Raw genomic sequence first — 19,599 nt, 5'->3', positions numbered from 1 at the left:
GCGCTGGATAGCCTAGCCAGCTCTTACCGCAAGCTCGATACGGTCACGCCCGCGCGCTTTCGCCCGATAAAGCGCGTGGTCGGCGTGGCTCAGGACGGTGTCCAGCCGCTCGCCCGGCAACCACGGCGAAACGCCGGTCGAGGCAGTCGTGACAAGGCCTTCCACTGCGATCTGCGTCGAGACCAAGGCAATCTCGAGGCGAATCATTTCGGCGATCATCTGGACGACCTTTTGGTCGGCGACATCGAGGATGATCGCGAATTCCTCCCCGCCGATCCGGGCCATGCAATGGTCGCCCGATTCGAGCTCGCGCAAGGCCAGGCCCATCGCCTGCGCGACGCCGATCAGCACGCGATCCCCGACCGGATGCCCGAATGTGTCGTTGATTCGTTTGAAATGATCGAGGTCGATCGCCAGCACGTGCCGTGCGCGCGAGCCATCGACCAGTTCGCCATGCTGGAAGAAGGCGCGGCGGTTGGCCAGCCCCGTCAGGGGGTCGCGATAGGCGAGGAATTCGGCATGCGCGAGGGCCTCGGAGAGTTCCTCGCCCAGCCGCCGGTTCTCGACCAGAGTTTCCGCCGCCTTCCGGTGACGAATGGCAGTGACCGCACCATAAGCGAGGAAGATGGCGAACAGGCCGAGGATGCCAAAGGCGCCCTTGATCGCGAACTGTTCGGGCGCCCAGACCAGACCGAGGCCGTAGGCGAGAAAGAACCCGGCGATATAGGCGCCCGCGAAACGGGGCTCGGGAAGCAGCAGCGAGACGATGATGCTGACACCGGCAATGGTCGCCCCTCCCACCAGCATGCGGCCGGGATTGAGAAAGGGTTCCACGACCACCGGAACCATGGTCGCGCCCCAGGCGAACCCGCCGAAGAAGAGCGACAGCAGCATCCAGTTCAGGGCGGAGTCGAGCCGCTGCCTCGTCGCCAGTCGGCGCCGGAGAGCACTGAAGGACATTCGCGAAGCGATCATCGCCGCGATCCGGAGAAGCAACGGCGCGACATAGTGCTCTGCATTTGGCAGGTTGGACGCTGCGAGTGCGACGATAATCCAGCAAACCAGATTCGCGATCGCGGCACCCTTTTCGGCGTCGGCGATGCCTTGCAGGATTTCGCGACGCACCTCGGGGCCCCAAGACGCATCACGCTGGACATGACACAGTCCGTCGGTGTCAGTCTTGACTGCGCTGCTCATGCGTGCGGGCCCACTCCTCTTTCCCCTCTTATAGGGAAATTCGGTTAACCGACCCTTGTTTTGCGCTCACGGCCGAATTGCTATGGAACCCGGCGCTATACGGGCTCTCGCCGCCTGCTCAGCGCCGTTCCTTGAAGAACCCGCGCAGCAGGTCCGCCGCACGCCCTTCGCCCATGCCCGAATAGACCTCGGGCCGGTGCAGACACTGTGGTTGCTCGAACACGCGCGCGCCATTTTCGACCGCGCCGCCCTTTGGGTCGCTGGCGGCGTAGTAAAGCTTGCCGATCCGCGCGTGGACGATCGCGCCGGCGCACATGGCGCAAGGCTCGAGCGTGACCCAGAGTTCGCAATCGGTGAGACGTTCGTCGCCCAGTGCCTGCGCCGCGCGGCGAATCGCGAGAATTTCGGCATGCGCGGTCGGATCGTGCGTTTCGCGCGGAGCATTGTGCGCCTCCGCGATCACCTCGCCGCCGCGCACGACCACAGCCCCGACCGGCACCTCGCCGAGCGCAGCGGCCTCTTCCGCGAGCGCGAGCGCGCGGTTCATGGGTTGCGGAAGGGTCCAGGCGCTCATAGTGCGGACGCGCTAGCCCCCGGTGGGCGGGCGCGCAACGTGCTTGACGATTCGCACCCTCGCCGCTATGCGCGCCGCTTTCCGGGACAAGAACGGACCCACGCCGCCGCGAGAGCAGCACGGGAAAGCTCGCCCGCCCATTCGAACGAGAGACGTATCATGTCGCGCATTTGCGAACTCACCGGCAAGGGCCGCCAGGTCGGTCACAATGTGAGCCACGCCAACAACAAGACCAAGAAGGTCTTCCTGCCGAACCTGCAGAACGTCACGCTGATGAGCGAGAAGCTCGACCGCAGCTTCAAGTTCCGCGTGTCGACGCACGGCCTGCGCTCGGTCGAGCACAATGGCGGCCTCGACAACTGGCTCCTGAAGACCAGCGACGAGAAGCTGTCGGCCAACGCGCTCAAGGTGAAGCGCGAGCTGAAGAAGGCCGCCGCGGCCTCGTAAGCCCTGGCGCGCGCTTCGGCGCCGCAGCGAGAATTCGAAAGGCGCGCGAGGGCTACTCGCGCGCCTTTTCGCGTGCATTCCACCGCAGCTCGAGCAGCAGGGTCCGCTGAAACGACATGAAATTGTCGTCCGAGATCAACCAGACGTGCCGACCATCGCTATCTTCGGTGATCGCCAGACCCTCGTAATTGTCCTGCGGGATCGAATTCCCGAGTTCGGCAAGCAGTCGTGCCTGCGCGATGCCCCGGTCATCCCGGCGGTCGACATCGAGCACCGCCAGCGCCGTCTCGAATGTCGGCGGGATCCCCCAGATGAGACGCCGCAACAGTACGAGCGCCTTTCCGCCACCAAGCGGGGTCGCATCGACTGGTCGGTAACCTTGCGGGATCTCGACCACCAGATTCTCGGGATGCGGATCATCGATCGGATCGCCTGTGAAAAGCAGCGCCGCGTGGTGGTGCCCTCGCCAGAGCTGGGCCCCCTCCTCGATCACCAGAAATCGCCCGTCCGAAAGCCGCGCGAGGCTCTCCGGTCCGGCGTTGTCGTCCCATCGGCGCATGGTGTGCGGATGAACCTCGCCATCGGGTCGATACTCTGCGTCGAAACGGACGATCGACTGGCGGTATTCAAAGCCGCCCCACACCGTGCCGCTGGACGGATCGATCGCCAGCGATTCGAGGTCCCGTCCTTCCTTTATGCTTTCCTCGTTGTCGTGGAAGCGGTCGAGCAGGCCGGGCAGCCGGCTCCGGTCGGGCCTCTCGAAGACAAGCCGGCGCCCGCCGTCCGATCCCGCGAGAAAGCGCTGGCCGTCGAGTACCACGAGCGCTGACCAACCCCCGAACTGCAGGCGATCGCCGGTCATCTGCCACCCGGCGACAAGTTGGAATGGCCCGGCATGCGTCGATTCGACGGCCAACGGAGTGATCGTCACCAGTGGCTCGAAGCGGTGCGGCTTGATGGGCACACGCAGCCAGGTACCGGGCGCGAGCGCGGCAGCGAGCAGGATGGCGAGGGCGAGACGCTTGCGGCGCATGGGCGGAAGGCGGTCTTGGGCACGAGCGACCGAGCGTCAAGCGCTCAGTGCATCGGCCCGGTGAAGAGCAGCGGATCGAGCCGCGCATTGCGCCATTTGAGGCTCCAGTGGAGATGTGGACCCGTCGCGCGGCCGGAAGAGCCGATGTCGCCGACATGCTGGCCTTGGGTCACCCGGTCGCCCTCTTTGACGTAGAGCCGCGAGGAGTGGAGGAAGGCGCTGTTGAGCCCCTGCCCGTGATCGATGATCAGCAGCTTGCCCTCGAGGCTGAAATCGTCGGCCGCGAGCACCACCACGCCATCGGCCGGCGCGACATAGGGAGTACCGCTCGTGCCGGTGGTGATGTCGATACCCGAATGGTAGCTGCCCGGTTCGCCGCGATAGATCCGCTGCGAGCCAAAGCGGCCCGAGATGCGCCCCGTCACTGGCCAGATGAAGCTCTGCCGCCATCCTTGCGCACCGGTTTCCTTCAGCCGCGCATTCCAGATGGCGTCGAGTTCGGGCTGGCGAATCTTCATTAAGGCCGCCGACACGCCACCGGGTGTGCGGGCGATATTGACGTGCTCGATCTCCCAGTCGCGCGGAGCGATGGCGAGCGGCGACGCGATCGTCCGTCCGTCAGCGAGCCGAGCGGTCAGCTTGGTCGCGGGCGACGCATCCCGGTCGAAGGCAGCGAAGAAGCGACCTTGCGCATCGAAAGCGAGCCTTTCGGCCCCCAGCAAGGCCTCGACCGTACCGCCGGGCACCGTACCGCGGATCCAGCCGCCCTGCTCGAGTTCGCCGGCGAAAGAGAAGGCCGCAGGGCGTGGCTGAGCCGCTTCCACGGTCGGGCTTGGAGATGGCGGGGGGGAAACGCGTACAGGCTGCACCACCGCGGTGCTGCCCGAAAATTGGGGTTCGGCAGCGGGGACGCAGGCGGTGGTGAGCAGAAGGAGCGGCGCGACCTTCGCGAAATTCACGGCGCCAGCCGCTCGGTCGCGAGTCGGGGGCTGGCGTAGGCCTCCTGGTGGTCGACCGACCAGTAGCGCAGTTCCTCGAGCGGGATCGGCACGCCGCTCATCGCGCAGAAGACATGGCTGCCCGCGCGCAGCACGCGAAAGCCCGAGGGGCCGTAATGCAGTTTGGCCTCGCCGTTCGACGGACCCGAATTCTTGTTCATCAGCATGGCGCGAATCCTAGCAGCTCCACCTTAACCGAACAAATCATCCTGCTTCGGCACGGTTCCTTTTTTCGGCAGCTTGCGGCGCGGCGGGGTGGGCGGCAGCGGGCTGCCCGCAGACGCCACATCGAGATCGCCGTCGCGGAACTTGAGAGTGAGCTTCGCTTCCTTCGCGGCAGCCGCCTTGTCGGTGAGGGTCCGCCCGTCGGGCCCGGTCACGCGGACATAGCCGCGCCTGAGAACCGTGTCGGGATCGAGCGAGCGCATCACCCGCTGCAGCGCCGCGAGCCGCTCGCGTCGCTCGGCGAGCAGTCGTTCGACCAGCCCAGGCGCCAGCTTCTGCCCCGCCAGCGCGCGCTGCGCCTCGCGCAGATTGCGGGTCAGTATGGCGGGGGACAGTCGAAGTTCGGAAAGCCGCTCACGCCCCTGCGCCGCGCGATCGCGCAGGCCTCGCCGCAGCCGCTCGGCGAGCTCGTCGAGCCGCTGCGCCTGCGGTTGCAACAAGGCGTCGGGGGCGGGGAGGCGCTCGGCGCGCGCCTGCAGTCGCTCGCGGCCCAGCTGGACCGGGCGCAGGATCGCGCGCTTCTTGCGCGCCTCGAAATCGGCCAGCGTCGCGGCCAGCTCGGCGCGGACGGGCACCGCGATCTCGGCGGCGGCGGTGGGCGTGGGCGCGCGGCGGTCGGCGGCGTAGTCGGCGAGCGTGGTGTCGGTCTCGTGCCCGACCGCGCTGATCGTCGGGATCGAGCACTCGGCGATGGCGCGGACGACTACCTCCTCGTTGAAGCTCCACAGATCCTCGATCGAACCACCACCGCGCGCAACGATGACGAGGTCGGGCCGGTCGGGATGGCCGTCGGGCATGGCGGCAAAGCCGCGCACCGCACCGGCCACCTGGTCGGCGGCGCCCTGGCCCTGGACCAGCACCGGCCAGACCACCACGCGGCTGGGGAAGCGATCCGCCAGCCGGTGAAGGATGTCGCGGATCACCGCCCCGGTCGGCGAGGTGACCACGCCGATGGTGCGCGGCAGGAAGGGCAGGGACCGCTTGCGCTCGGCGGCGAACAGCCCCTCCGCCGCCAGCCGCGCGCGCGTCTTCTCGAGCAGGGCGAGCAGCGCGCCTTCGCCCGCCAGCTCCATCCGCTCGATCACGATCTGGTATTTCGAGCGGCCGGGATAGGTCGTCAGCTTGCCGCTGGCGACGACCTCGAGCCCGTCCTCGGGTCGGAAAGGCAGCCGTTCGGCATTGCCGCGCCACATCACCCCGTCGAGCACCGCCTTGTCGTCCTTGAGCGCGCAATAGAGGTGGCCGCTCGCAGCGCGCTTCACCCCCGAAAGCTCGCCGCGCAACCGGACGAACCCGAAGCGGTCCTCCACCGTGCGCTTGAGCAGGTTGGAGATTTCGCTGATCGAGAGCGGCTCGGCGTTGTCGCCCGCGCGCCCCTTCGCTACCAAGCCCCCATCCTCGCTATCTGACGGAAAGTGGCTGGCCATGAATATCCTTTTGCTCGGGTCGGGCGGGCGCGAACATGCGCTGAGCTGGAAACTGGCGCAATCGCCGCTCTGCGACAAGCTGTGGGCGGCGCCGGGCAACCCGGGCATCGCGCAGGATGCGACCTGCATCGCGCTCGATGCGACCGACCACGAGGCGGTTATCAACTTCTGCCAGCAGAACGAAGTCGGCCTCGTCGTCATCGGTCCCGAGGCGCCGCTGGTCGACGGCCTCGCCGATTCGCTGCGGGCCGAAGGGTTCGACACCTTCGGCCCCTCGCGCAAGGCTGCGCAGCTCGAGGGCAGCAAGGGCTTTACCAAGGAATTGTGCCGCCGCGCGAACATCCCCACCGCGCGCTACGAACGATGCACCTCGCTCGAGGCGGCCTGGGGCGCGCTCAAGAAGTTCGACCCGCCCTTCGTGCTCAAGGCCGACGGCCTGGCCGCTGGCAAGGGCGTGGTGATCGCCGAAACCCGCGAGGAGGCGCAGCACGCGCTCGACGAAATGTTCGACGGCAGGTTCGGCAGCGCGGGCAGCGAAGTGGTGATCGAACAGTTCCTGACGGGCGAGGAGGCGAGCTTCTTCGCGCTGACCGACGGAACTACGATCGTGCCCATCGGCACCGCGCAGGACCACAAGCGGGTGGGCGAGGGCGATACCGGTCCCAACACCGGCGGCATGGGCGCCTATTCGCCTGCCCCGGTGCTGAGCGAGGCACTACAGGCACAGGTGATGCGCGAGATCGTCGAGCCCACCGTCAAGACGATGCGCGAGGAAGGCATGCCCTATTCTGGCGTGCTCTACGCGGGGCTTATGCTGACCAAGACCGGTCCACAATTGATTGAATACAATGCGCGCTTCGGTGATCCCGAATGCCAGGTGCTGATGATGCGGCTCGAGAGCGATCTCGTCGAGCTGATGCAGGCCTGCGCGCAGGGGCGACTGGGCGACATCGGCACGCCGGAGCTGTCCGACGATTACGCGCTGACCGTGGTGATGGCGGCCGAGGGCTATCCCGGGACGCCCAAGGCGGGGGGTGCGATCGAGCTGGGCGACGCCGAGGCGAACGGCGCGAAGGTCTTTCATGCGGGCACGAAGCTGGAGGGCGACACGCTGACCGCCAGCGGCGGCCGCGTGCTCAACGTCACCGCGCGCGGTACCAGCGCCACCGAAGCCCAGCGCAGGGCCTATGCCGCAGTCGACGCGATTGCCTTCCCCGACGGGTTCTGCCGCCGCGACATCGGCCAGCGCGAGGTGCGGCGCGAGCAGGGGTAGCAAAACCCCACCCGTCCTAGCGCGCGATAGTGTCGCGCAGCGCCCAGACGGGCAAGTAGGGTTTCCGCAGGGCCTGCTCGATCGCATAGGGCCACCAGCCGGGACCGTAGGGGTAATAGTAGCGCACGGGCACCTTGTGGCGCAGCGCCACCGCACGGCCGCGGCGTTGCGGCAGCCCGCGCAGCTGGCCGAGTTCGGCAGGGGTCCCGCTCGCGGCGAGGATTGCCAGCGCGGCTTCGGCAAGCTGTGGATCGTGCGTCGCTACCTCGACCGAAGCGGTGCGCCCTGCGAGCGCGCGAACCACTTCGAGATAGGCCTTGGCAGCATCTTCCGGCTCGTCGTCCGGGTCGGCCCATTCGCCCTTTATCACCCGGATGCGACAGGCTTTCTCTCGCAAGATGCGCGCGTCGTCCACGCTGCGCCGCCAGCGCGCGGGCAGCGCGATGCCGCAGCCGAGCGCCTCGGCCAACGCCAGGGCCTGCGGAGCCTGCTCGGGCGTCAGAGCATCGAGGATCAGCGGAATGCCTTCGGCCGCGATGCTTTCGAGCAGTGCCGGGTCGAAGCCGAGCGGCGGCGCCTTCACCGCCAGTTCGGCATCGATCGGCTGGAGTTCACTCAGCGCCCGCGCCGCTTCGATGAAGGCTTGCGCCACAGCGGCGGGTTCTTCGTCGGGCTGCGCAAAATAGCCGAGCGTGATCCTCGCGTTCGTCGTTGCAGCGATCCGCACGCAGGCCGAGGCCGCGGCTTCGCTCGATTGGATCGGCAGGCACGCGCCCAGCACAACGGGCAGCGCATAGCGAGCCTTGCGCAGCATTGCCTTGCCCGGAAACTTCACGACTGGTGCGGCCTACGCCCTTGGAAGACCTTCGCCCTTGTCCAACCGATTCCATCCTGCACCAGGCCGGCAAAGCCCGCGAGAGTGCGTGGATAGAATCGCAATCGCACGCAGGGATGTGCCTCACGAGTCCAGAAGTCGCTGATCCAGCTGTCGGTTTCGCCCATCATCTCGAACCCGGTGAGGCCCTCACGCGCCGCTTCGCCGAGCGCGTGGAGCATCAGCAAGGTGCCGGGAGAGCATTTGGCAACGTCCTCGTCGAAGCCGATCTTGTAGAGCCAGTAGCGCCCGCGCCAGGCCACGGCGAGCTGCATGGCCACCATCGTTCCGTCGATCCGCATTGCGGCGACGCGTGTCTCGCCGCGTTCGGCGCAGGCGCGCAAATAGCTGCGAAAGAAGCGCTCCTTCTCCGGATCGCACAGAATCGCCGTGCCCGCCGCGCGCTTCCAGCTCTTCGCCTCGACCGCGATCGCCTCGGCGAAGAGACCGTCGAATTCCACCGGCGTCGGGCGATGCATGGCGTAGCTCACCTCGCCAAGCGCTTCCGCCTTGCGCTGCGCACGACGGAAATCGGAGCGGCGGCGCGAGGAGAACTGGCTCTCGGCCTCGCTCCAGCCCGCGTCGAGTGCGAGGAAGGGGCATGGATCGGCCTCGCGAACGATCAGCGTGCCGCATGCCGGAGCCGCCTCGCGCAGCGCGGCGACGATCGGTGAATCGAGCGGAACGCGGGCGAGCTCGACCGGTCGCTCGAGCGCACAGAGCGCTTCGGCGAGCCGCGCCGCGGCTTCCGCATCGCGCACCAGCGGGGCCCCGGGTTCGTGCACTTCGCGATCGCCTAGCAGCCGCCAGCGCGCCAGCCGTCCGCGATCGCGCACCAGCGGGGCCATCGCTTCGCAGCCCGCGGGCCCCGATTGCTCGACCAGGATCAGCGGGGTCGAGGGCAAGAGGGCCTGCGCGGCCGCTTGGCCGAAATCGGGATGCTGTGTCGGCAGCGTGGCCGCTTCGCCGATCTCCGCCCAGGCCTGGACGTGCGCCAGCGCGCGGCTCGTCAGCCCCGGAGTGGCACGGCGTTCTGCGAACGGTTCGTAGCGCAAGCGCGTTTCCCTTTCGCGCGCCCTCTACCACGCAATCCCTAAGATTCGATGGTTCTCGGCGTATCGAGCGCGCTGTCAGCCGAGCTTGTCGGCCACCAGCGCCTTGAGGTCGGCCTCGCTCCGCGCGCCATAATGCGAAATGATCTCGGCCGCGCAAATCGCGCCCATCCGCAGGCAGGTCTCGAGGCTTTCGCCGCGCGCATGGCCGGTCAGGAAGCCCGCAGCGAAGAGATCGCCAGCCCCGGTGGTGTCGACCACCTTGTCGATCGGCTCGGCGGTGATGGTCACGCGTTCGCCCTGTGCGATGCCGACCGCGCCCTTGGCGCTGCGGGTCGCGACGAGCACGGGGACCTTGCCCTCGACCATCGCGAGGCCTTCGTCGAAATCGCTCGTGCCGGTGAGCGTGGCGAGTTCGTGTTCGTTGACGAAGAGGATGTCGATCTGTCCCTCTTCGATCAGCGCACGGAAATCGTCGCCATGGCGTTCGATGACGAAGCTTTCGGAGGCGGTGAACGCAACCTTGCGGCCGGCGTTGCGCGCAACCTCGATCGCCCGGCGCATGGCGCTGCGCGGTTCTTCGGGATCCCAGAGATAGCCTTCGAGGTAGAGGATGCCCGCGCTGGCGATCAGCTCGTCGTCGAGCGCTTCAGGCGGCAGGAACTGGCTCGCGCCAAGGAAGGTGTTCATCGTGCGCTCGCCATCAGGCGTCACGAAGATGAGGCATCGCGCGGTCGAAGGCTCACCCTCGCGCGGCGGCGTGTCGAAATCGATACCGACGGCGCGGATGTCGTGGGTGAAGACGTCACCCAGCTGGTCCTTGGCGACCTGGCCGACGAAAGCGCATTGCGCCCCCAGTGCGCTCATCCCGGCCAGCGTGTTTGCCGCCGAGCCGCCAGAAATCTCGCGCGCCGGCCCCATCGCCGAATAGAGGCGCCGCGCACCCTCTTCATCGACCAGGGTCATGCCGCCCTTGTTGAGCTCGAGTTCGTCGATCAGCTCTTCGTCGCAAGGGGCCATCACATCGACGATGGCATTGCCGATCGCGATTACGTCGTAGCGGGGTGCAGTCATGAATACTCCGGCGGGATCAGAATCTATTTCTCGCGCGCCGTTAGCGGTTCGAGGGACGGAGTCCAAGGGCGGCGTTGACTTGGAATCGCGCCGCGCGCATCCGGGCAGTCCGATGATGTCGCTTCCCCGCGCCCTTGCCCTCGCTCTCCGCCAGCTTGGCGATCCGCGCATCCTCAAGGTGCTGGGCAAGACCGCGCTCGTCACGCTGGCGCTCTTCGCCTCGCTTGGCGGCATACTGCTCGCCGGCCTCTACCGCTACCTCGTCTCGGCCGGCATTGCCTTCAGTGCCGAATTGAGCGGGTTGCTGGCCATCGTGATCACCGTCCTGGCGGGCTGGTTCTTCTTCCGCGTGGTCGCGATGTTCGTTTTGCAGTTCTTTGTCGAAGACGTGGTGCGGACGGTCGAGGCGAAACACTATCCCGAAACGGCGCATTCGCTGCGTGAAATCCCCTTGGGTGAGGAAGTGGCCCACGCGTCGCGCTCGCTGCTGCGCACGGTCCTCGCCAATGCCGCGGCGCTGCCGGTCGCGGGCGTGCTGCTGGCGACGGGCGTGGGCGCACCGGCGGTCTTCTGGGCGGTCAACGCCTTCCTGATCGGGCGCGAATTGCGCGACATGGTCTGGTTGCGGCACCGCGCCGATCCCGCTGAACGCGCCCCGATAAGCGGCGGAACGCGCCTCTTGCTCGGCGGAACGGTGGTCGCGCTGCTTGCGATACCTTTCCTGAACCTCCTTGCTCCGATAGTGGGCGCAGCCAGTGCCACGCACCTCGTCCACCGCGCTCGCGAGAAAGAGCTTCATGCGTAAGACCGCCCTCCTCCTGCTTCCCCTGCTGGGCGCTTGCGCCACGGGCCCCGATCCGGGCGGAACCGCGCCTGCCCGTGCGCCCACTGCGGCGCCGCCTCCGCAGCAGGTTCGCGTGGCTCCCTCGACGACCGCGTTCCGCGCGCCGCGGGTGATGAATGTGCCCGGGCTCGAAGGCGTGATCGGTCGCAACGAAACCGCGCTGGCCAACCTCTTCGGCCCGCCGCGCCTGACGGTGAAGGAAGGCGACGCGAAGAAGCTGCAATTCACGGGCGAAGCCTGCGTGCTCGATGTCTATCTCTATCCGCTGACGCCGGGCGGCGAGCCGAGCGCAACCTATGTCGATGCGCGGCGGGCGAGCGACGGGCTCGATGTCGACCGTGCAGCCTGTGTTCGAGCGCTGAGGCGCTAACCCGGCCTTAAACATACTGCGCTAACCCATCGGACCGAAATCCAGCAGGAGTTCGATCCCAATGAGTGTGCATTTCGGCGAATTGACGAAGAAGGTCGGCGCGGACGGCGCGATTTCCTCCGAAGAGATACTCTCGCTGCGACGCGAGGCCTGGTCCGACGGCCGCATTTCGCAGGCCGAGGCCGAGGCGATTTTCGCGCTCAACCGACAGCTGGCATCGAAGAGCACCGAATGGGTCGACTTCTTCGTCGAGGCGCTGGGTGAGTATATCGTCAACCAGCGCGCGCCTGCCGGTTATGTCGACGCCGAAAATGCAACCTGGCTGATGGAGCGGATCGACGAAGACGGCGAGCTCGGATCGATGGCCGAGATCGAACTGCTGGTTCGCGTTTTCGAACGCGCGCTCAATGTGCCTTCTGCCCTCAAGGACTATGCGATCTCGCAAATGGAGCTGGCGGTGCTCGAGGGCACCGGTCCGACGCGCGATGGCGGCGAGCTGGAAGCTGGCAATGTCAATGCGACCGAAGCGCGGTTGCTACGCCGCGCTATCTTCGCGCCGGCGAGCGAGCGTCCCGCCGCAGTCGGCCCGAAGGAAGCCGACATGCTGTTCCGCCTTAAGGACGCGACGCTCGGCGCCGACAATGCGCCCGAATGGAAGCAGCTCTTCGTCCAGGGCGTCGCCAATTGCCTTCAGGGCTATGCCGACCCCGATGCGCAGATCAGCCGCGAGCGTGCTGCCGAACTGGAGGCCTTCATGGCCGAGACGCAGGTCGGCGTCGGGCGGTTCCTCGGTCGCATGGCGAAAACCTCGCCCGATGTCTTTGGAAGGATCTTCGGGAGCACGCCCGACGGACCGTCGCGCGAGGGCGATGTCGCCGCGGCACATGCGGTGACGCACGCGGAACGCGAATGGCTCGACGCCCGCATCGATGCCGATGGCGAAATCGACGAATACGAGCGCGCGCTGCTCGATTTCCTCGCCGAAGACTAGATCCGAGCGCCGCAGCGCTCAGACCATGAAACTCTCGCCGCACCCACAGGCGCCCTTGGCGTTGGGGTTTTCGAACACGAAGCCGGCTGTGAAATCGTCTTCGACCCAGTCCATAGTGCTGCCGACGAGGTAGAGCACGCTCGCGCCATCGATGTAGAAGATGCCGCCGGGCGTTTCGATCTTCTCGTCGAACTTGGCTTCCTCGGTCACATAGTCGACCGAATAGGCGAGGCCGGAACAGCCGCGACGCGGGGTCGAGAGCTTGACGCCGATCGCACCTTCCGGCGCCTTGGCCATGAGGTCGGCGACGCGCTGCTCGGCGGCCTCGGTCAGCACCACGGCGGCCTTGGGTGCGGGGCGGGTCGTGGTCTCGCTCATCACAGCATCCCCAGTTCGAGGCGTGCCTCGTCGGTCATCTTGTCGGGGCCCCAGGGCGGATCCCAGACGAGATTGACCTCGGCATCGCGCACGCCGGGCACGCTGGCAGCGCGCAATTCGACCTCGCCCGGCATGGTCTCGGCCACCGGGCAATGCGGCGTCGTCAGCGTCATGGTGACGGTCACGTCGCTCTCGTCGTCGACCTCGACGCCGTAGATCAGCCCGAGATCGTAGATGTTCACGGGGATCTCGGGGTCGTAGATTTCCTTGAGCGCGGCGATCACCGCCTCGTAGAGTTCGCCCCCAGGTGCGCCGGCGGGCACATCTTCGGGCTTCTTCTGCAGGAAGCCTTCGAGATAGTCGCGCTTGCGCTCCATCGTCTCGCGCGGCGTTTCCTCGGGATCGACGGCATCCTCGACCCGCGCGCGCGGCGGCTTGCCGGCCAACGCGTCGGCGGGCGACGGGGCCGCGATGAAGTCCGTATCGGTATTTGCTTCTTCGTTCATCCGAAGATCCTCTGGGTCCGTTCGATGCCGCGCAGCAGCGCGGCGATGTCGCTTTCGTCGGAATACAGCCCGAAGCTCGCGCGGGCGGTGGCGGGAACGCCGAGATGGTCCATCAGCGGCTGCGCGCAGTGATGCCCGGCGCGGATCGCGACGTGCTCTTCGTCCAATATGGTGCCGAGATCGTGCGGATGAACCCCCTCGATCGCAAAGCTCACGATGCCCGCGCTTTGCTCGGGCCCGAACAGCGTAACCGAATTGAGGCCGCGGAGTGCATCGCGCAGCTGCTGCGCCAGCGCACTCTCGTGCGCGAACAGGCGATCGGGCCCGAGCGCGTCGACATAATCGATCGCCGCATGCAGCGCGATCGCCTCGGTGATCATCGGCGTGCCCGCCTCGAAGCGCTGCGGCGGCGGGGCGTAGGTGGTCTTCTCGAAGGTCACGCGATCGATCATCGCGCCGCCACCCTGCCAGGGAGGCATGGCATCGAGAATCTCCTCGCGCGCCCACAGCACGCCGATACCGGTCGGCCCATAGAGCTTGTGGCCCGAGAAGGCGTAGAAGTCGCAATCGAGCGCGGCCATGTCGAGTGCCATCCGCGGCGCGGCCTGGCAGCCGTCGAGCAGAATCTTTGCCCCGAAGGCATGCACGAGATTGGCCGCGGCGCGCGCGTCGAGCACGCTGCCGAGCACGTTCGAGACATGCGCCAGCGCGACGAGCTTGGTTCGCGGGGTCAGCAGTGCCTCGAGCGCACCGAGGTCGATCCGCCCGTCCTCGGTCAGCGGGCAGACCTCGATCTGCGCGCCGGTGCGCTCGGCGACCATCTGCCAAGGCACGATGTTCGAGTGATGCTCAAGCGTGGAGAGGACGATCCGGTCGCCTTCGCCGATATGCGTCATGCCCCAGCTCGAAGCGACGAGGTTGATCGCCTCGGTCGCCCCGCGCACGAAGACCACCTCGTTCTCGCTTCGCGCCCCGATGAATTCGGCGACGCGCTTGCGGGCCGCCTCGTAGCCGAGCGTCATCTGCGCGCTGCGGCCATAGACCCCGCGGTGCACGGTCGCGTAGTCGCGGCCCAGCGCACGGGTCATGGCATCGATCACCGCCTGCGGCTTCTGCGCCGAGGCGGCCGTGTCGAGATAGTGCCACGGCTTGCCATCGGCGGTCAGCAGGCCGGGGAAATCCGCCTTGCGGGTGAGGGTGGCGGCGTCGCTCACAGCGCCTTGTCCACCTTGTCGAGCGCGACCTGCATCATCGCCTGGCGCGCTCCCTCATCGTCCCATGCGACCAGCGCATCGCCGAGAAAGGCCTGCACCAGCAGGCGCCGCGCAAGGTCGGGCGACAGGCCGCGCGCACCCATGTAGAAGCGCGCGGTTTCGTCGAGCTGGCCGACGCTGGCGCCATGGGCGCATTTCACGTCGTCGGCGAAGATCTCGAGCTGCGGCACGGCGTTCACGCTCGCGCCCTTTTCGAGCAGCAGGCCCTTGAAGTCCTGCGCCGCGTCGGTCTTCTGCGCATGGCGCACGACGTCGATATTGCCGAGGAAATTGCCCGTGCCGTGGCCCCAATGGACGCTGCGGACGGTCTGGTTGCTGGTCGCCTCGGGTTCGGCATGGACCACACGCGTGACGAATTCGCGCACCGTTTCGCGCCCGCCGACGGTGATCCCGCCAAGCTCGAAATGCGCGCCCTGTTTCAGCGTCACCTCGATTTCGAGCCGCGCGTATTCGGCCGAAGAGAGCACAGCGAAAAGCTCGCATCGCGCCCCTTCGCCGACCGTCACGCGCCAGCGGTGGAGTTCGGTCGGCCTGGTGTCCGGACCGTCGGCAATCAACAGCGTGTCGCGGAAGCTCTCGCCCTCCGCGATGTCGATGATGCGCCAGTCGTCGAGATTCTCGCCCTGCAGGCGCTCGACGCGCGAATAGCGCCAAGCCTCCTCGCGGCGGGTGGGAAGTTCGATGACACTATTCATCGGCCTGCCCTCTCGCGTTCGAGTTCGCGCATGAGCCGCTTCTTGGTGCCGCTCACGCAGGCATGGATCGAGGCATCGTCCAGCGCACCCTTGCGAACGCACTTGGTGACCGCCTTGCAGAGCTTCTTGTCGAGCGAAAGCCGGCCGGTCGTCTCTTCCATTCCGCAATACCACTTGCCGTCCGGACCTTGGCCGACACTGACGGTGATCGCCTGCAAACGGCGACCGATCACGACAATCGGATCCGCTTCGGCAGGTGGCGGGGCGCTCGCCTCCGCCACGGGTGCCGCTTGCGCGGCCAGCAGGATGAGTGCGCCGATCATGCCGCCATCACCGCGTCGTAGCCCTCGCTCTCGAGGCGCAGCGCAAGCTCGGGCCCGCCGGTCTGGACGATCCGTCCCTGCGACAGGATCGAGACCTTGTCGGGCTTCACCACCTCGAGCAGGCGCTGGTAGTGGGTGATCAGCAACACCGCCTTGTCGGGCGCGCGCATGATCGCGTTGATGCCCTCGCCGACCACGCGCAGCGCATCGATGTCGAGCCCGCTGTCGGTCTCGTCGAGCACGGCGAATTTCGGGTCGAGGATGCCCATCTGGACCATCTCGGCGCGCTTCTTCTCGCCGCCCGAGAAGCCGACATTGACGTGGCGCTTGAGCATTTCGGGGTCGAGCTTGAGCAGGCCGGCCTTGTCCTTCGCCAGCTTGAGGAATTCGCCGCCGGTCAGCGGCTCTTGCCCCCGCGCCTTGCGCTGCGAATTGAGCGCCTCGCGCAGGAATTGCAGGTTCGACACGCCGGGGATCTCGACCGGGTACTGGAAGCCGAGGAACAGGCCGGCCGCCGCGCGCTCGTGCGGCTCGAGGTCGAGCAGGTCGACGCCGTTGAACTCGACCGAGCCCTGCGTCACTTCGTAGCCGGGGCGCCCGCCGAGCACATAGGCGAGCGTCGACTTGCCCGCACCATTGGGGCCCATGATCGCATGAACCTCGCCCGCGGGAACGGTCAGCGAGAGGCCGTTGAGGATTTTCTTGCCGTCGATTTCGGCGTGAAGATTGTCGATTTTCAGCATGTCAGAGCGTCAGTCCGGTATATTTTGCGATGACGAGCGCGATCTCGTCGTTGAGTTTGCGGGTGGCGGCGTCGTCGGCCGCCTTGCGGGCGGCACCCGAGAGGCCTGCGGTGGCCTTCGCGACGCGGTTGGTGCGCACGCGCTTGATCTGCGGCGCACAGAAGGCCCGCACCGACACGACCGCTGCGCGCAGGTCCGACCGCGGTGCAGCGGTGGACCCGGCGAGCAGGCAGCCATTGAGGCGCGATTCGGCGAGTTCGGGCGAGATGTCCTTCTCGGCCGCAACGGGCGCGGCGAGAATCAGGGCCAGAGCGGGGACGAGTGCGAGATATCTCATCGGCGCGGCCTTTCCCGGTCGCCATCGCGGCGCGGCGTGCGCGGGCGGCGCGGCGTCGAGCCGTATTTGGACTGGTGTTCGCGGCGCGCGGTTTGCTTCTCGCGGTAGCGCGCATTCATCGCGGCGAAGATCGGCTGCATCGCGACCTCGACATCCTCGAGGATGGTCGCTGCGGGCACGCGGAACACCTCGATGCCGACGCTGGCGAGGCTCTTGTCGCGGCGCTTGGCCAGCGTATCGTTCTGGTTTTCCTCGTCGATCGCGATCGCAAGCCCGAGCGGGTGCGAGACGAAATCGAGAATCGCCGAGCCCACCACCGTGTGGCGGGTGAACTTGTACTTGCCGAAATCTTCCTTGGCGAAGCGCGCCGCGAGCGCCTTGTGCGCCGGGCTCGCATGCCGCCGCAGATAGCGCGCGCGCTCGTGGATCTTGTCGAGCCGCTTCTCCGATATCTCCCACCCGCGGCCCTTCTTCTTGAGCGCAGGAGTGTCGTCGGTGGTTTCGCTGGGATCGCGAAGCTGGAGGGTCTTGCGAGGTGTCATCGCGCGTAGCCCTCATGACTTGCACGAGAATATTGGTATCCCAGCCGTACACCGAGCTCCGTCAAAGTCTCCGCATGGGTAAGCGCATTGCGCTTTCCGAAGCTACGCCAGAGACATCCTTTGCTGGCATAGGCCACAGCATAATGGATTTCAGCATCGGCAACCGTGTCGCCGTTCCAAGTGGAATAGCATGTCTCAATCACTATCCCCCCGCAAGTTTGCCGCAGTTCGGCTATTTCCTGCTCCCCGATTTGATGGTCGGGCAGATTCGCACACATGCTATTCAAATGATCAACTTTGATTTCGAGAGGCGATTTCAGCAGATAAACGTCCGATTCCCTGCCGGCTCGTGACACACGGGTTTTCCCGTAGATCATATCGCCCCACAGACGGTCATGCTGGATTTGCGTCTCATAGTTCATCCCACGCAATGCCGCGTTGATGGACGATACGTCCGGGACATTCGCCTCTTCGCATACAAGGTAAATTGGAGCGGACATCACCCCACACTCCCTTCCAACGAAATCGCCAGCAGCTTCTGCGCCTCGACGGCAAATTCCATCGGCAGCTCCTTGAGCACGTCCTTGGCGAAACCGTTGACGATCAGCGCCATCGCCTCCTCATCATCCAACCCGCGCTGCATGGCGTAGAACAGCTGGTCGTCGCTGATCTTGCTGGTGGTCGCTTCGTGCTCGATCTGCGCGGAGGGGTTCTTCACCTCGATATAGGGCACGGTATGCGCGCCACACTGGTCGCCGATCAGCAGGCTGTCGCATTCGGTGCGGTTGCGCACGCCGTCGGCATTGGCCGCCACGCGCACGAGGCCGCGATAGGTGTTGTTGCTCTTGCCGGCCGATATGCCCTTGGAGATGATCGTCGAGCGGCTGCCCTTGCCGTTGTGGATCATCTTGGTGCCGGTATCGGCCTGCTGGTAATTGTTCGTCACCGCGACCGAGTAGAATTCGCCCACGCTGTCTTCGCCATTGAGCACGCAGCTGGGATATTTCCATGTCACCGCGCTGCCGGTTTCGACCTGCGTCCAGCTGATCTTGCTGCGCGCGCCCTGGCACAGCCCGCGCTTGGTGACGAAATTGTAGATCCCGCCCTTGCCTTCGGCATTGCCGGGGTACCAGTTCTGCACGGTCGAATATTTGATTTCGGCATCTTCGAGCGCGACCAGTTCGACCACCGCGGCGTGGAGCTGGTTCTCGTCGCGCATCGGCGCGGTGCAGCCTTCGAGATAGCTGACATAGCTGCCCGGTTCGGCAACGATCAGCGTGCGTTCGAACTGGCCCGTGTTCTCGGCATTGATGCGGAAATAGGTGGAAAGCTCCATCGGGCAGCGCACGCCCTCGGGCACATAGACGAAGGTGCCGTCGGAAAAGACCGCGCTGTTGAGCGTGGCGAAGAAATTGTCGTGCTGCGGCACCACCTTGCCGAGCCACTTCTTCACCAGCTCGGGATATTCCTTCACCGCCTCGCTGATCGACAGGAAGATGACGCCCGCCCTCTTCAGCTCCTCGCGGAAGGTGGTGGCGACGCTGACACTATCGAACACCGCATCGACCGCGACCTTGCGCGCGCCTTCGACCCCGGCGAGCACTTCCTGCTCCGCCACGGGAATGCCGAGCTTGTCGTAGACCGCCTTGATCTCGGGATCGAGCTCGTCGAGCGAGGCGAGCTTCTCCTTCTTCTTCGGCGCGGCGTAATAATAGGCGTCCTGGTAATCGATCGCCGGATAGCCCAATTTGGCCCAGTCGGGCTCTTCCATCTCCTGCCACAGGCGGAAGGCCTTGAGGCGCCAGTCGAGCATCCACTCCGGCTCGCCCTTCTTGGCGGAGATGAAGCGGACGGTGTCCTCGGTGAGACCCTTCTCGGCGAATTCGGTGTCGATCTCGGCCGACCAGCCGTGCTCGTATTCGGCCGCCTTCGCAGCGGCCTCCTTCGCTTCGCGGTCCTGGATGTCGATCTCTTCGCTCATGCGGGTTCTTTCTCGAGTGCGAGCTGTGTCAGAGGGATGCCTGCGAGTGCGCCGCGAAGGGCCTGGTTGACCACCGGCCAGTGGGGGCGGACGCTGCAATCGTGACTTACAGTGCAGTCTGTGCCTTCAATGCAGGCGGTGAGGGCAATGGGGCCCTCTACTGCCTCGACGATATCGGCGACGCTGATCGCAGCGGCTGGGCGCGCCAGTTGCAGTCCGCCGCCACTGCCGCGCGTCGACCGCAGCAAACCTGCCGCCGAGAGCTTGCTGACCAATTTCTGCACCGTGGGAACGGGCAGGCCCGTTTCAGCGGCGAGTTCCGCCGCACTGGTCCGGCCCCCACCACAATGGCGGGCCGCGGCGCTCATCGTGACGACGGCGTAATCGGCGAGATTGGATAGGCGCATGCGTTAATCGGACCAAATCGTTCCGATTGGTCAG

Annotated in this window: 25 protein-coding genes; 5 read left to right on the top strand and 20 right to left on the bottom strand. The window is 66.3% G+C overall.

Annotation, left to right across the window (positions count from 1 at the left end; translation table 11 throughout):
• Positions 1–12: 12 nt before the first annotated feature.
• Positions 13–1,197 (bottom strand): GGDEF domain-containing protein, encoded by a 1,185-nt coding sequence (locus K3181_RS07665; RefSeq protein WP_221602407.1) that lies wholly within the window; start codon positions 1,195–1,197, stop codon positions 13–15.
• Between the two features lie 118 nt (positions 1,198–1,315).
• Positions 1,316–1,771, bottom strand: coding sequence for a nucleoside deaminase (locus K3181_RS07660; RefSeq protein WP_221602406.1), 456 nt, complete (start codon positions 1,769–1,771; stop codon positions 1,316–1,318).
• Positions 1,772–1,930: 159 nt separating this feature from the next.
• Here K3181_RS07660 and rpmB point away from each other — a divergent pair, with 159 nt between their 5' ends.
• The gene (rpmB, locus tag K3181_RS07655) at positions 1,931–2,218 is read left to right on the top strand and encodes a 50S ribosomal protein L28 (protein WP_221602405.1); all 288 of its coding nucleotides are present in this window, start codon (positions 1,931–1,933) and stop codon (positions 2,216–2,218) included.
• Positions 2,219–2,270: 52 nt separating this feature from the next.
• Here rpmB and K3181_RS07650 read toward each other — a convergent pair whose 3' ends face one another.
• Genes K3181_RS07650 through xseA form a run of 4 tightly spaced genes read right to left on the bottom strand, consistent with a single transcriptional unit; the run spans position 2,271 to position 5,901 of the window.
• Positions 2,271–3,251, bottom strand: coding sequence for an esterase-like activity of phytase family protein (locus tag K3181_RS07650; RefSeq protein ID WP_221602404.1), 981 nt, complete (start codon positions 3,249–3,251; stop codon positions 2,271–2,273).
• A gap of 44 nt (positions 3,252–3,295) precedes the next feature.
• Positions 3,296–4,210, bottom strand: coding sequence for a M23 family metallopeptidase (locus K3181_RS07645; RefSeq protein WP_221602403.1), 915 nt, complete (start codon positions 4,208–4,210; stop codon positions 3,296–3,298).
• Positions 4,207–4,416 (bottom strand): DUF2093 domain-containing protein, encoded by a 210-nt coding sequence (locus tag K3181_RS07640; protein ID WP_221602402.1) that lies wholly within the window; start codon positions 4,414–4,416, stop codon positions 4,207–4,209. Before K3181_RS07640 ends, K3181_RS07645 begins: the two co-directional genes overlap by 4 nt.
• Positions 4,417–4,440: 24 nt before the next feature.
• A complete protein-coding gene (xseA, locus tag K3181_RS07635; RefSeq protein WP_221602401.1) occupies positions 4,441–5,901 on the bottom strand; it encodes an exodeoxyribonuclease VII large subunit in 1,461 nt (486 codons plus the stop codon).
• Between xseA and purD the strand changes: the two genes are divergently transcribed.
• Positions 5,900–7,174 (top strand): phosphoribosylamine--glycine ligase, encoded by a 1,275-nt coding sequence (gene purD, locus K3181_RS07630; protein WP_221602400.1) that lies wholly within the window; start codon positions 5,900–5,902, stop codon positions 7,172–7,174. The two genes, xseA and purD, sit on opposite strands and share 2 nt — an antisense overlap.
• A gap of 16 nt (positions 7,175–7,190) precedes the next feature.
• On the opposite strand, the gene K3181_RS07625 is transcribed toward purD, so the two are convergent.
• The 3 genes from K3181_RS07625 to K3181_RS07615 form a co-directional block, all read right to left on the bottom strand.
• Positions 7,191–7,988, bottom strand: a complete 798-nt coding sequence (locus tag K3181_RS07625) for a proline dehydrogenase (protein WP_221602399.1) — start codon at positions 7,986–7,988, stop codon at positions 7,191–7,193.
• 17 nt (positions 7,989–8,005) lie between these two features.
• Complete coding sequence (locus K3181_RS07620; RefSeq protein WP_221602398.1) at positions 8,006–9,103, bottom strand: GNAT family N-acetyltransferase; 1,098 nt, start codon at positions 9,101–9,103, stop codon at positions 8,006–8,008.
• Between the two features lie 75 nt (positions 9,104–9,178).
• Positions 9,179–10,174: an adenosine kinase gene (locus K3181_RS07615; protein ID WP_221602397.1), complete on the bottom strand. Its 996-nt coding sequence runs from the start codon at positions 10,172–10,174 to the stop codon at positions 9,179–9,181.
• Between the two features lie 112 nt (positions 10,175–10,286).
• On the opposite strand from K3181_RS07615, the gene K3181_RS07610 reads away from it, so the two are divergent.
• The 3 genes from K3181_RS07610 to K3181_RS07600 all read left to right on the top strand — a co-directional run bounded on the left by K3181_RS07610 (position 10,287) and on the right by K3181_RS07600 (position 12,379).
• Complete coding sequence (locus K3181_RS07610; protein WP_221602396.1) at positions 10,287–10,979, top strand: EI24 domain-containing protein; 693 nt, start codon at positions 10,287–10,289, stop codon at positions 10,977–10,979.
• On the top strand, positions 10,972–11,388 hold the full coding sequence (locus K3181_RS07605) for a hypothetical protein (RefSeq protein WP_221602395.1): 417 nt from the start codon (positions 10,972–10,974) through the stop codon (positions 11,386–11,388). Before K3181_RS07610 ends, K3181_RS07605 begins: the two co-directional genes overlap by 8 nt.
• Positions 11,389–11,449: 61 nt before the next feature.
• On the top strand, positions 11,450–12,379 hold the full coding sequence (locus K3181_RS07600) for a hypothetical protein (RefSeq protein ID WP_221602394.1): 930 nt from the start codon (positions 11,450–11,452) through the stop codon (positions 12,377–12,379).
• Positions 12,380–12,397: 18 nt separating this feature from the next.
• Here the strand turns inward: K3181_RS07600 and K3181_RS07595 are convergent, their stop codons facing one another.
• Genes K3181_RS07595 through K3181_RS07545 form a run of 11 tightly spaced genes read right to left on the bottom strand, consistent with a single transcriptional unit; the run spans position 12,398 to position 19,565 of the window.
• Positions 12,398–12,757, bottom strand: coding sequence for a HesB/IscA family protein (locus tag K3181_RS07595; protein ID WP_221602393.1), 360 nt, complete (start codon positions 12,755–12,757; stop codon positions 12,398–12,400).
• Positions 12,757–13,263: an SUF system Fe-S cluster assembly protein gene (locus K3181_RS07590; protein ID WP_221602392.1), complete on the bottom strand. Its 507-nt coding sequence runs from the start codon at positions 13,261–13,263 to the stop codon at positions 12,757–12,759. The genes K3181_RS07595 and K3181_RS07590 overlap by 1 nt, the downstream gene beginning before the upstream one ends.
• A complete protein-coding gene (locus tag K3181_RS07585) occupies positions 13,260–14,477 on the bottom strand; it encodes a cysteine desulfurase (protein ID WP_221602391.1) in 1,218 nt (405 codons plus the stop codon). The genes K3181_RS07590 and K3181_RS07585 overlap by 4 nt, the downstream gene beginning before the upstream one ends.
• The gene (locus tag K3181_RS07580; RefSeq protein WP_221602390.1) at positions 14,474–15,232 is read right to left on the bottom strand and encodes a SufD family Fe-S cluster assembly protein; all 759 of its coding nucleotides are present in this window, start codon (positions 15,230–15,232) and stop codon (positions 14,474–14,476) included. Before K3181_RS07580 ends, K3181_RS07585 begins: the two co-directional genes overlap by 4 nt.
• Complete coding sequence (locus K3181_RS07575) at positions 15,229–15,555, bottom strand: hypothetical protein (protein ID WP_221602389.1); 327 nt, start codon at positions 15,553–15,555, stop codon at positions 15,229–15,231. The genes K3181_RS07580 and K3181_RS07575 overlap by 4 nt, the downstream gene beginning before the upstream one ends.
• A complete protein-coding gene (gene sufC, locus K3181_RS07570) occupies positions 15,552–16,298 on the bottom strand; it encodes a Fe-S cluster assembly ATPase SufC (protein WP_221602388.1) in 747 nt (248 codons plus the stop codon). Before sufC ends, K3181_RS07575 begins: the two co-directional genes overlap by 4 nt.
• Position 16,299: 1 nt before the next feature.
• A complete protein-coding gene (locus tag K3181_RS07565) occupies positions 16,300–16,635 on the bottom strand; it encodes a hypothetical protein (protein WP_221602387.1) in 336 nt (111 codons plus the stop codon).
• Complete coding sequence (locus K3181_RS07560) at positions 16,632–17,177, bottom strand: DUF559 domain-containing protein (RefSeq protein ID WP_221602386.1); 546 nt, start codon at positions 17,175–17,177, stop codon at positions 16,632–16,634. The genes K3181_RS07565 and K3181_RS07560 overlap by 4 nt, the downstream gene beginning before the upstream one ends.
• On the bottom strand, positions 17,174–17,677 hold the full coding sequence (locus K3181_RS07555) for a hypothetical protein (RefSeq protein ID WP_221602385.1): 504 nt from the start codon (positions 17,675–17,677) through the stop codon (positions 17,174–17,176). Before K3181_RS07555 ends, K3181_RS07560 begins: the two co-directional genes overlap by 4 nt.
• Positions 17,677–19,158 carry a Fe-S cluster assembly protein SufB gene (gene sufB, locus K3181_RS07550; RefSeq protein WP_221602384.1) on the bottom strand — a complete coding sequence of 494 codons (1,482 nt, stop codon included), beginning with the start codon at positions 19,156–19,158 and terminating at the stop codon, positions 17,677–17,679. The genes K3181_RS07555 and sufB overlap by 1 nt, the downstream gene beginning before the upstream one ends.
• Positions 19,155–19,565, bottom strand: coding sequence for an SUF system Fe-S cluster assembly regulator (locus K3181_RS07545; RefSeq protein WP_221602383.1), 411 nt, complete (start codon positions 19,563–19,565; stop codon positions 19,155–19,157). Before K3181_RS07545 ends, sufB begins: the two co-directional genes overlap by 4 nt.
• Between the last annotated feature and the right edge of the window lie 34 nt (positions 19,566–19,599).

This window comes from Qipengyuania mesophila (genome assembly GCF_019711655.1).
In the GTDB taxonomy this organism is placed as follows: Bacteria; Pseudomonadota; Alphaproteobacteria; order Sphingomonadales; family Sphingomonadaceae; genus Qipengyuania; species Qipengyuania mesophila.
The sequence above is the reverse complement of the archived record's forward strand: the minus strand, read 5'-3'. Positions and strand labels throughout refer to the sequence as shown.

Bases quoted from the DNA above. Each gene is read 5' to 3' on its own strand.
- K3181_RS07665 (WP_221602407.1), bottom strand. From the start codon at position 1,197: ATGAGCAGCGCAGTCAAGACTGACACCGACGGACTGTGTCATGTCCAG.
- K3181_RS07660 (WP_221602406.1), bottom strand. From the start codon at position 1,771: ATGAGCGCCTGGACCCTTCCGCAACCCATGAACCGCGCGCTCGCGCTC.
- rpmB (WP_221602405.1), top strand. From the start codon at position 1,931: ATGTCGCGCATTTGCGAACTCACCGGCAAGGGCCGCCAGGTCGGTCAC.
- K3181_RS07650 (WP_221602404.1), bottom strand. From the start codon at position 3,251: ATGCGCCGCAAGCGTCTCGCCCTCGCCATCCTGCTCGCTGCCGCGCTC.
- K3181_RS07640 (WP_221602402.1), bottom strand. From the start codon at position 4,416: ATGCTGATGAACAAGAATTCGGGTCCGTCGAACGGCGAGGCCAAACTG.
- purD (WP_221602400.1), top strand. From the start codon at position 5,900: ATGAATATCCTTTTGCTCGGGTCGGGCGGGCGCGAACATGCGCTGAGC.
- xseA (WP_221602401.1), bottom strand. From the start codon at position 5,901: ATGGCCAGCCACTTTCCGTCAGATAGCGAGGATGGGGGCTTGGTAGCG.
- K3181_RS07625 (WP_221602399.1), bottom strand. From the start codon at position 7,988: ATGCTGCGCAAGGCTCGCTATGCGCTGCCCGTTGTGCTGGGCGCGTGC.
- K3181_RS07615 (WP_221602397.1), bottom strand. From the start codon at position 10,174: ATGACTGCACCCCGCTACGACGTAATCGCGATCGGCAATGCCATCGTC.
- K3181_RS07610 (WP_221602396.1), top strand. From the start codon at position 10,287: ATGATGTCGCTTCCCCGCGCCCTTGCCCTCGCTCTCCGCCAGCTTGGC.
- K3181_RS07605 (WP_221602395.1), top strand. From the start codon at position 10,972: ATGCGTAAGACCGCCCTCCTCCTGCTTCCCCTGCTGGGCGCTTGCGCC.
- K3181_RS07600 (WP_221602394.1), top strand. From the start codon at position 11,450: ATGAGTGTGCATTTCGGCGAATTGACGAAGAAGGTCGGCGCGGACGGC.
- K3181_RS07595 (WP_221602393.1), bottom strand. From the start codon at position 12,757: ATGAGCGAGACCACGACCCGCCCCGCACCCAAGGCCGCCGTGGTGCTG.
- K3181_RS07590 (WP_221602392.1), bottom strand. From the start codon at position 13,263: ATGAACGAAGAAGCAAATACCGATACGGACTTCATCGCGGCCCCGTCG.
- K3181_RS07580 (WP_221602390.1), bottom strand. From the start codon at position 15,232: ATGAATAGTGTCATCGAACTTCCCACCCGCCGCGAGGAGGCTTGGCGC.
- K3181_RS07575 (WP_221602389.1), bottom strand. From the start codon at position 15,555: ATGATCGGCGCACTCATCCTGCTGGCCGCGCAAGCGGCACCCGTGGCG.
- sufC (WP_221602388.1), bottom strand. From the start codon at position 16,298: ATGCTGAAAATCGACAATCTTCACGCCGAAATCGACGGCAAGAAAATC.
- K3181_RS07565 (WP_221602387.1), bottom strand. From the start codon at position 16,635: ATGAGATATCTCGCACTCGTCCCCGCTCTGGCCCTGATTCTCGCCGCG.
- K3181_RS07560 (WP_221602386.1), bottom strand. From the start codon at position 17,177: ATGACACCTCGCAAGACCCTCCAGCTTCGCGATCCCAGCGAAACCACC.
- K3181_RS07555 (WP_221602385.1), bottom strand. From the start codon at position 17,677: ATGTCCGCTCCAATTTACCTTGTATGCGAAGAGGCGAATGTCCCGGAC.
- sufB (WP_221602384.1), bottom strand. From the start codon at position 19,158: ATGAGCGAAGAGATCGACATCCAGGACCGCGAAGCGAAGGAGGCCGCT.
- K3181_RS07545 (WP_221602383.1), bottom strand. From the start codon at position 19,565: ATGCGCCTATCCAATCTCGCCGATTACGCCGTCGTCACGATGAGCGCC.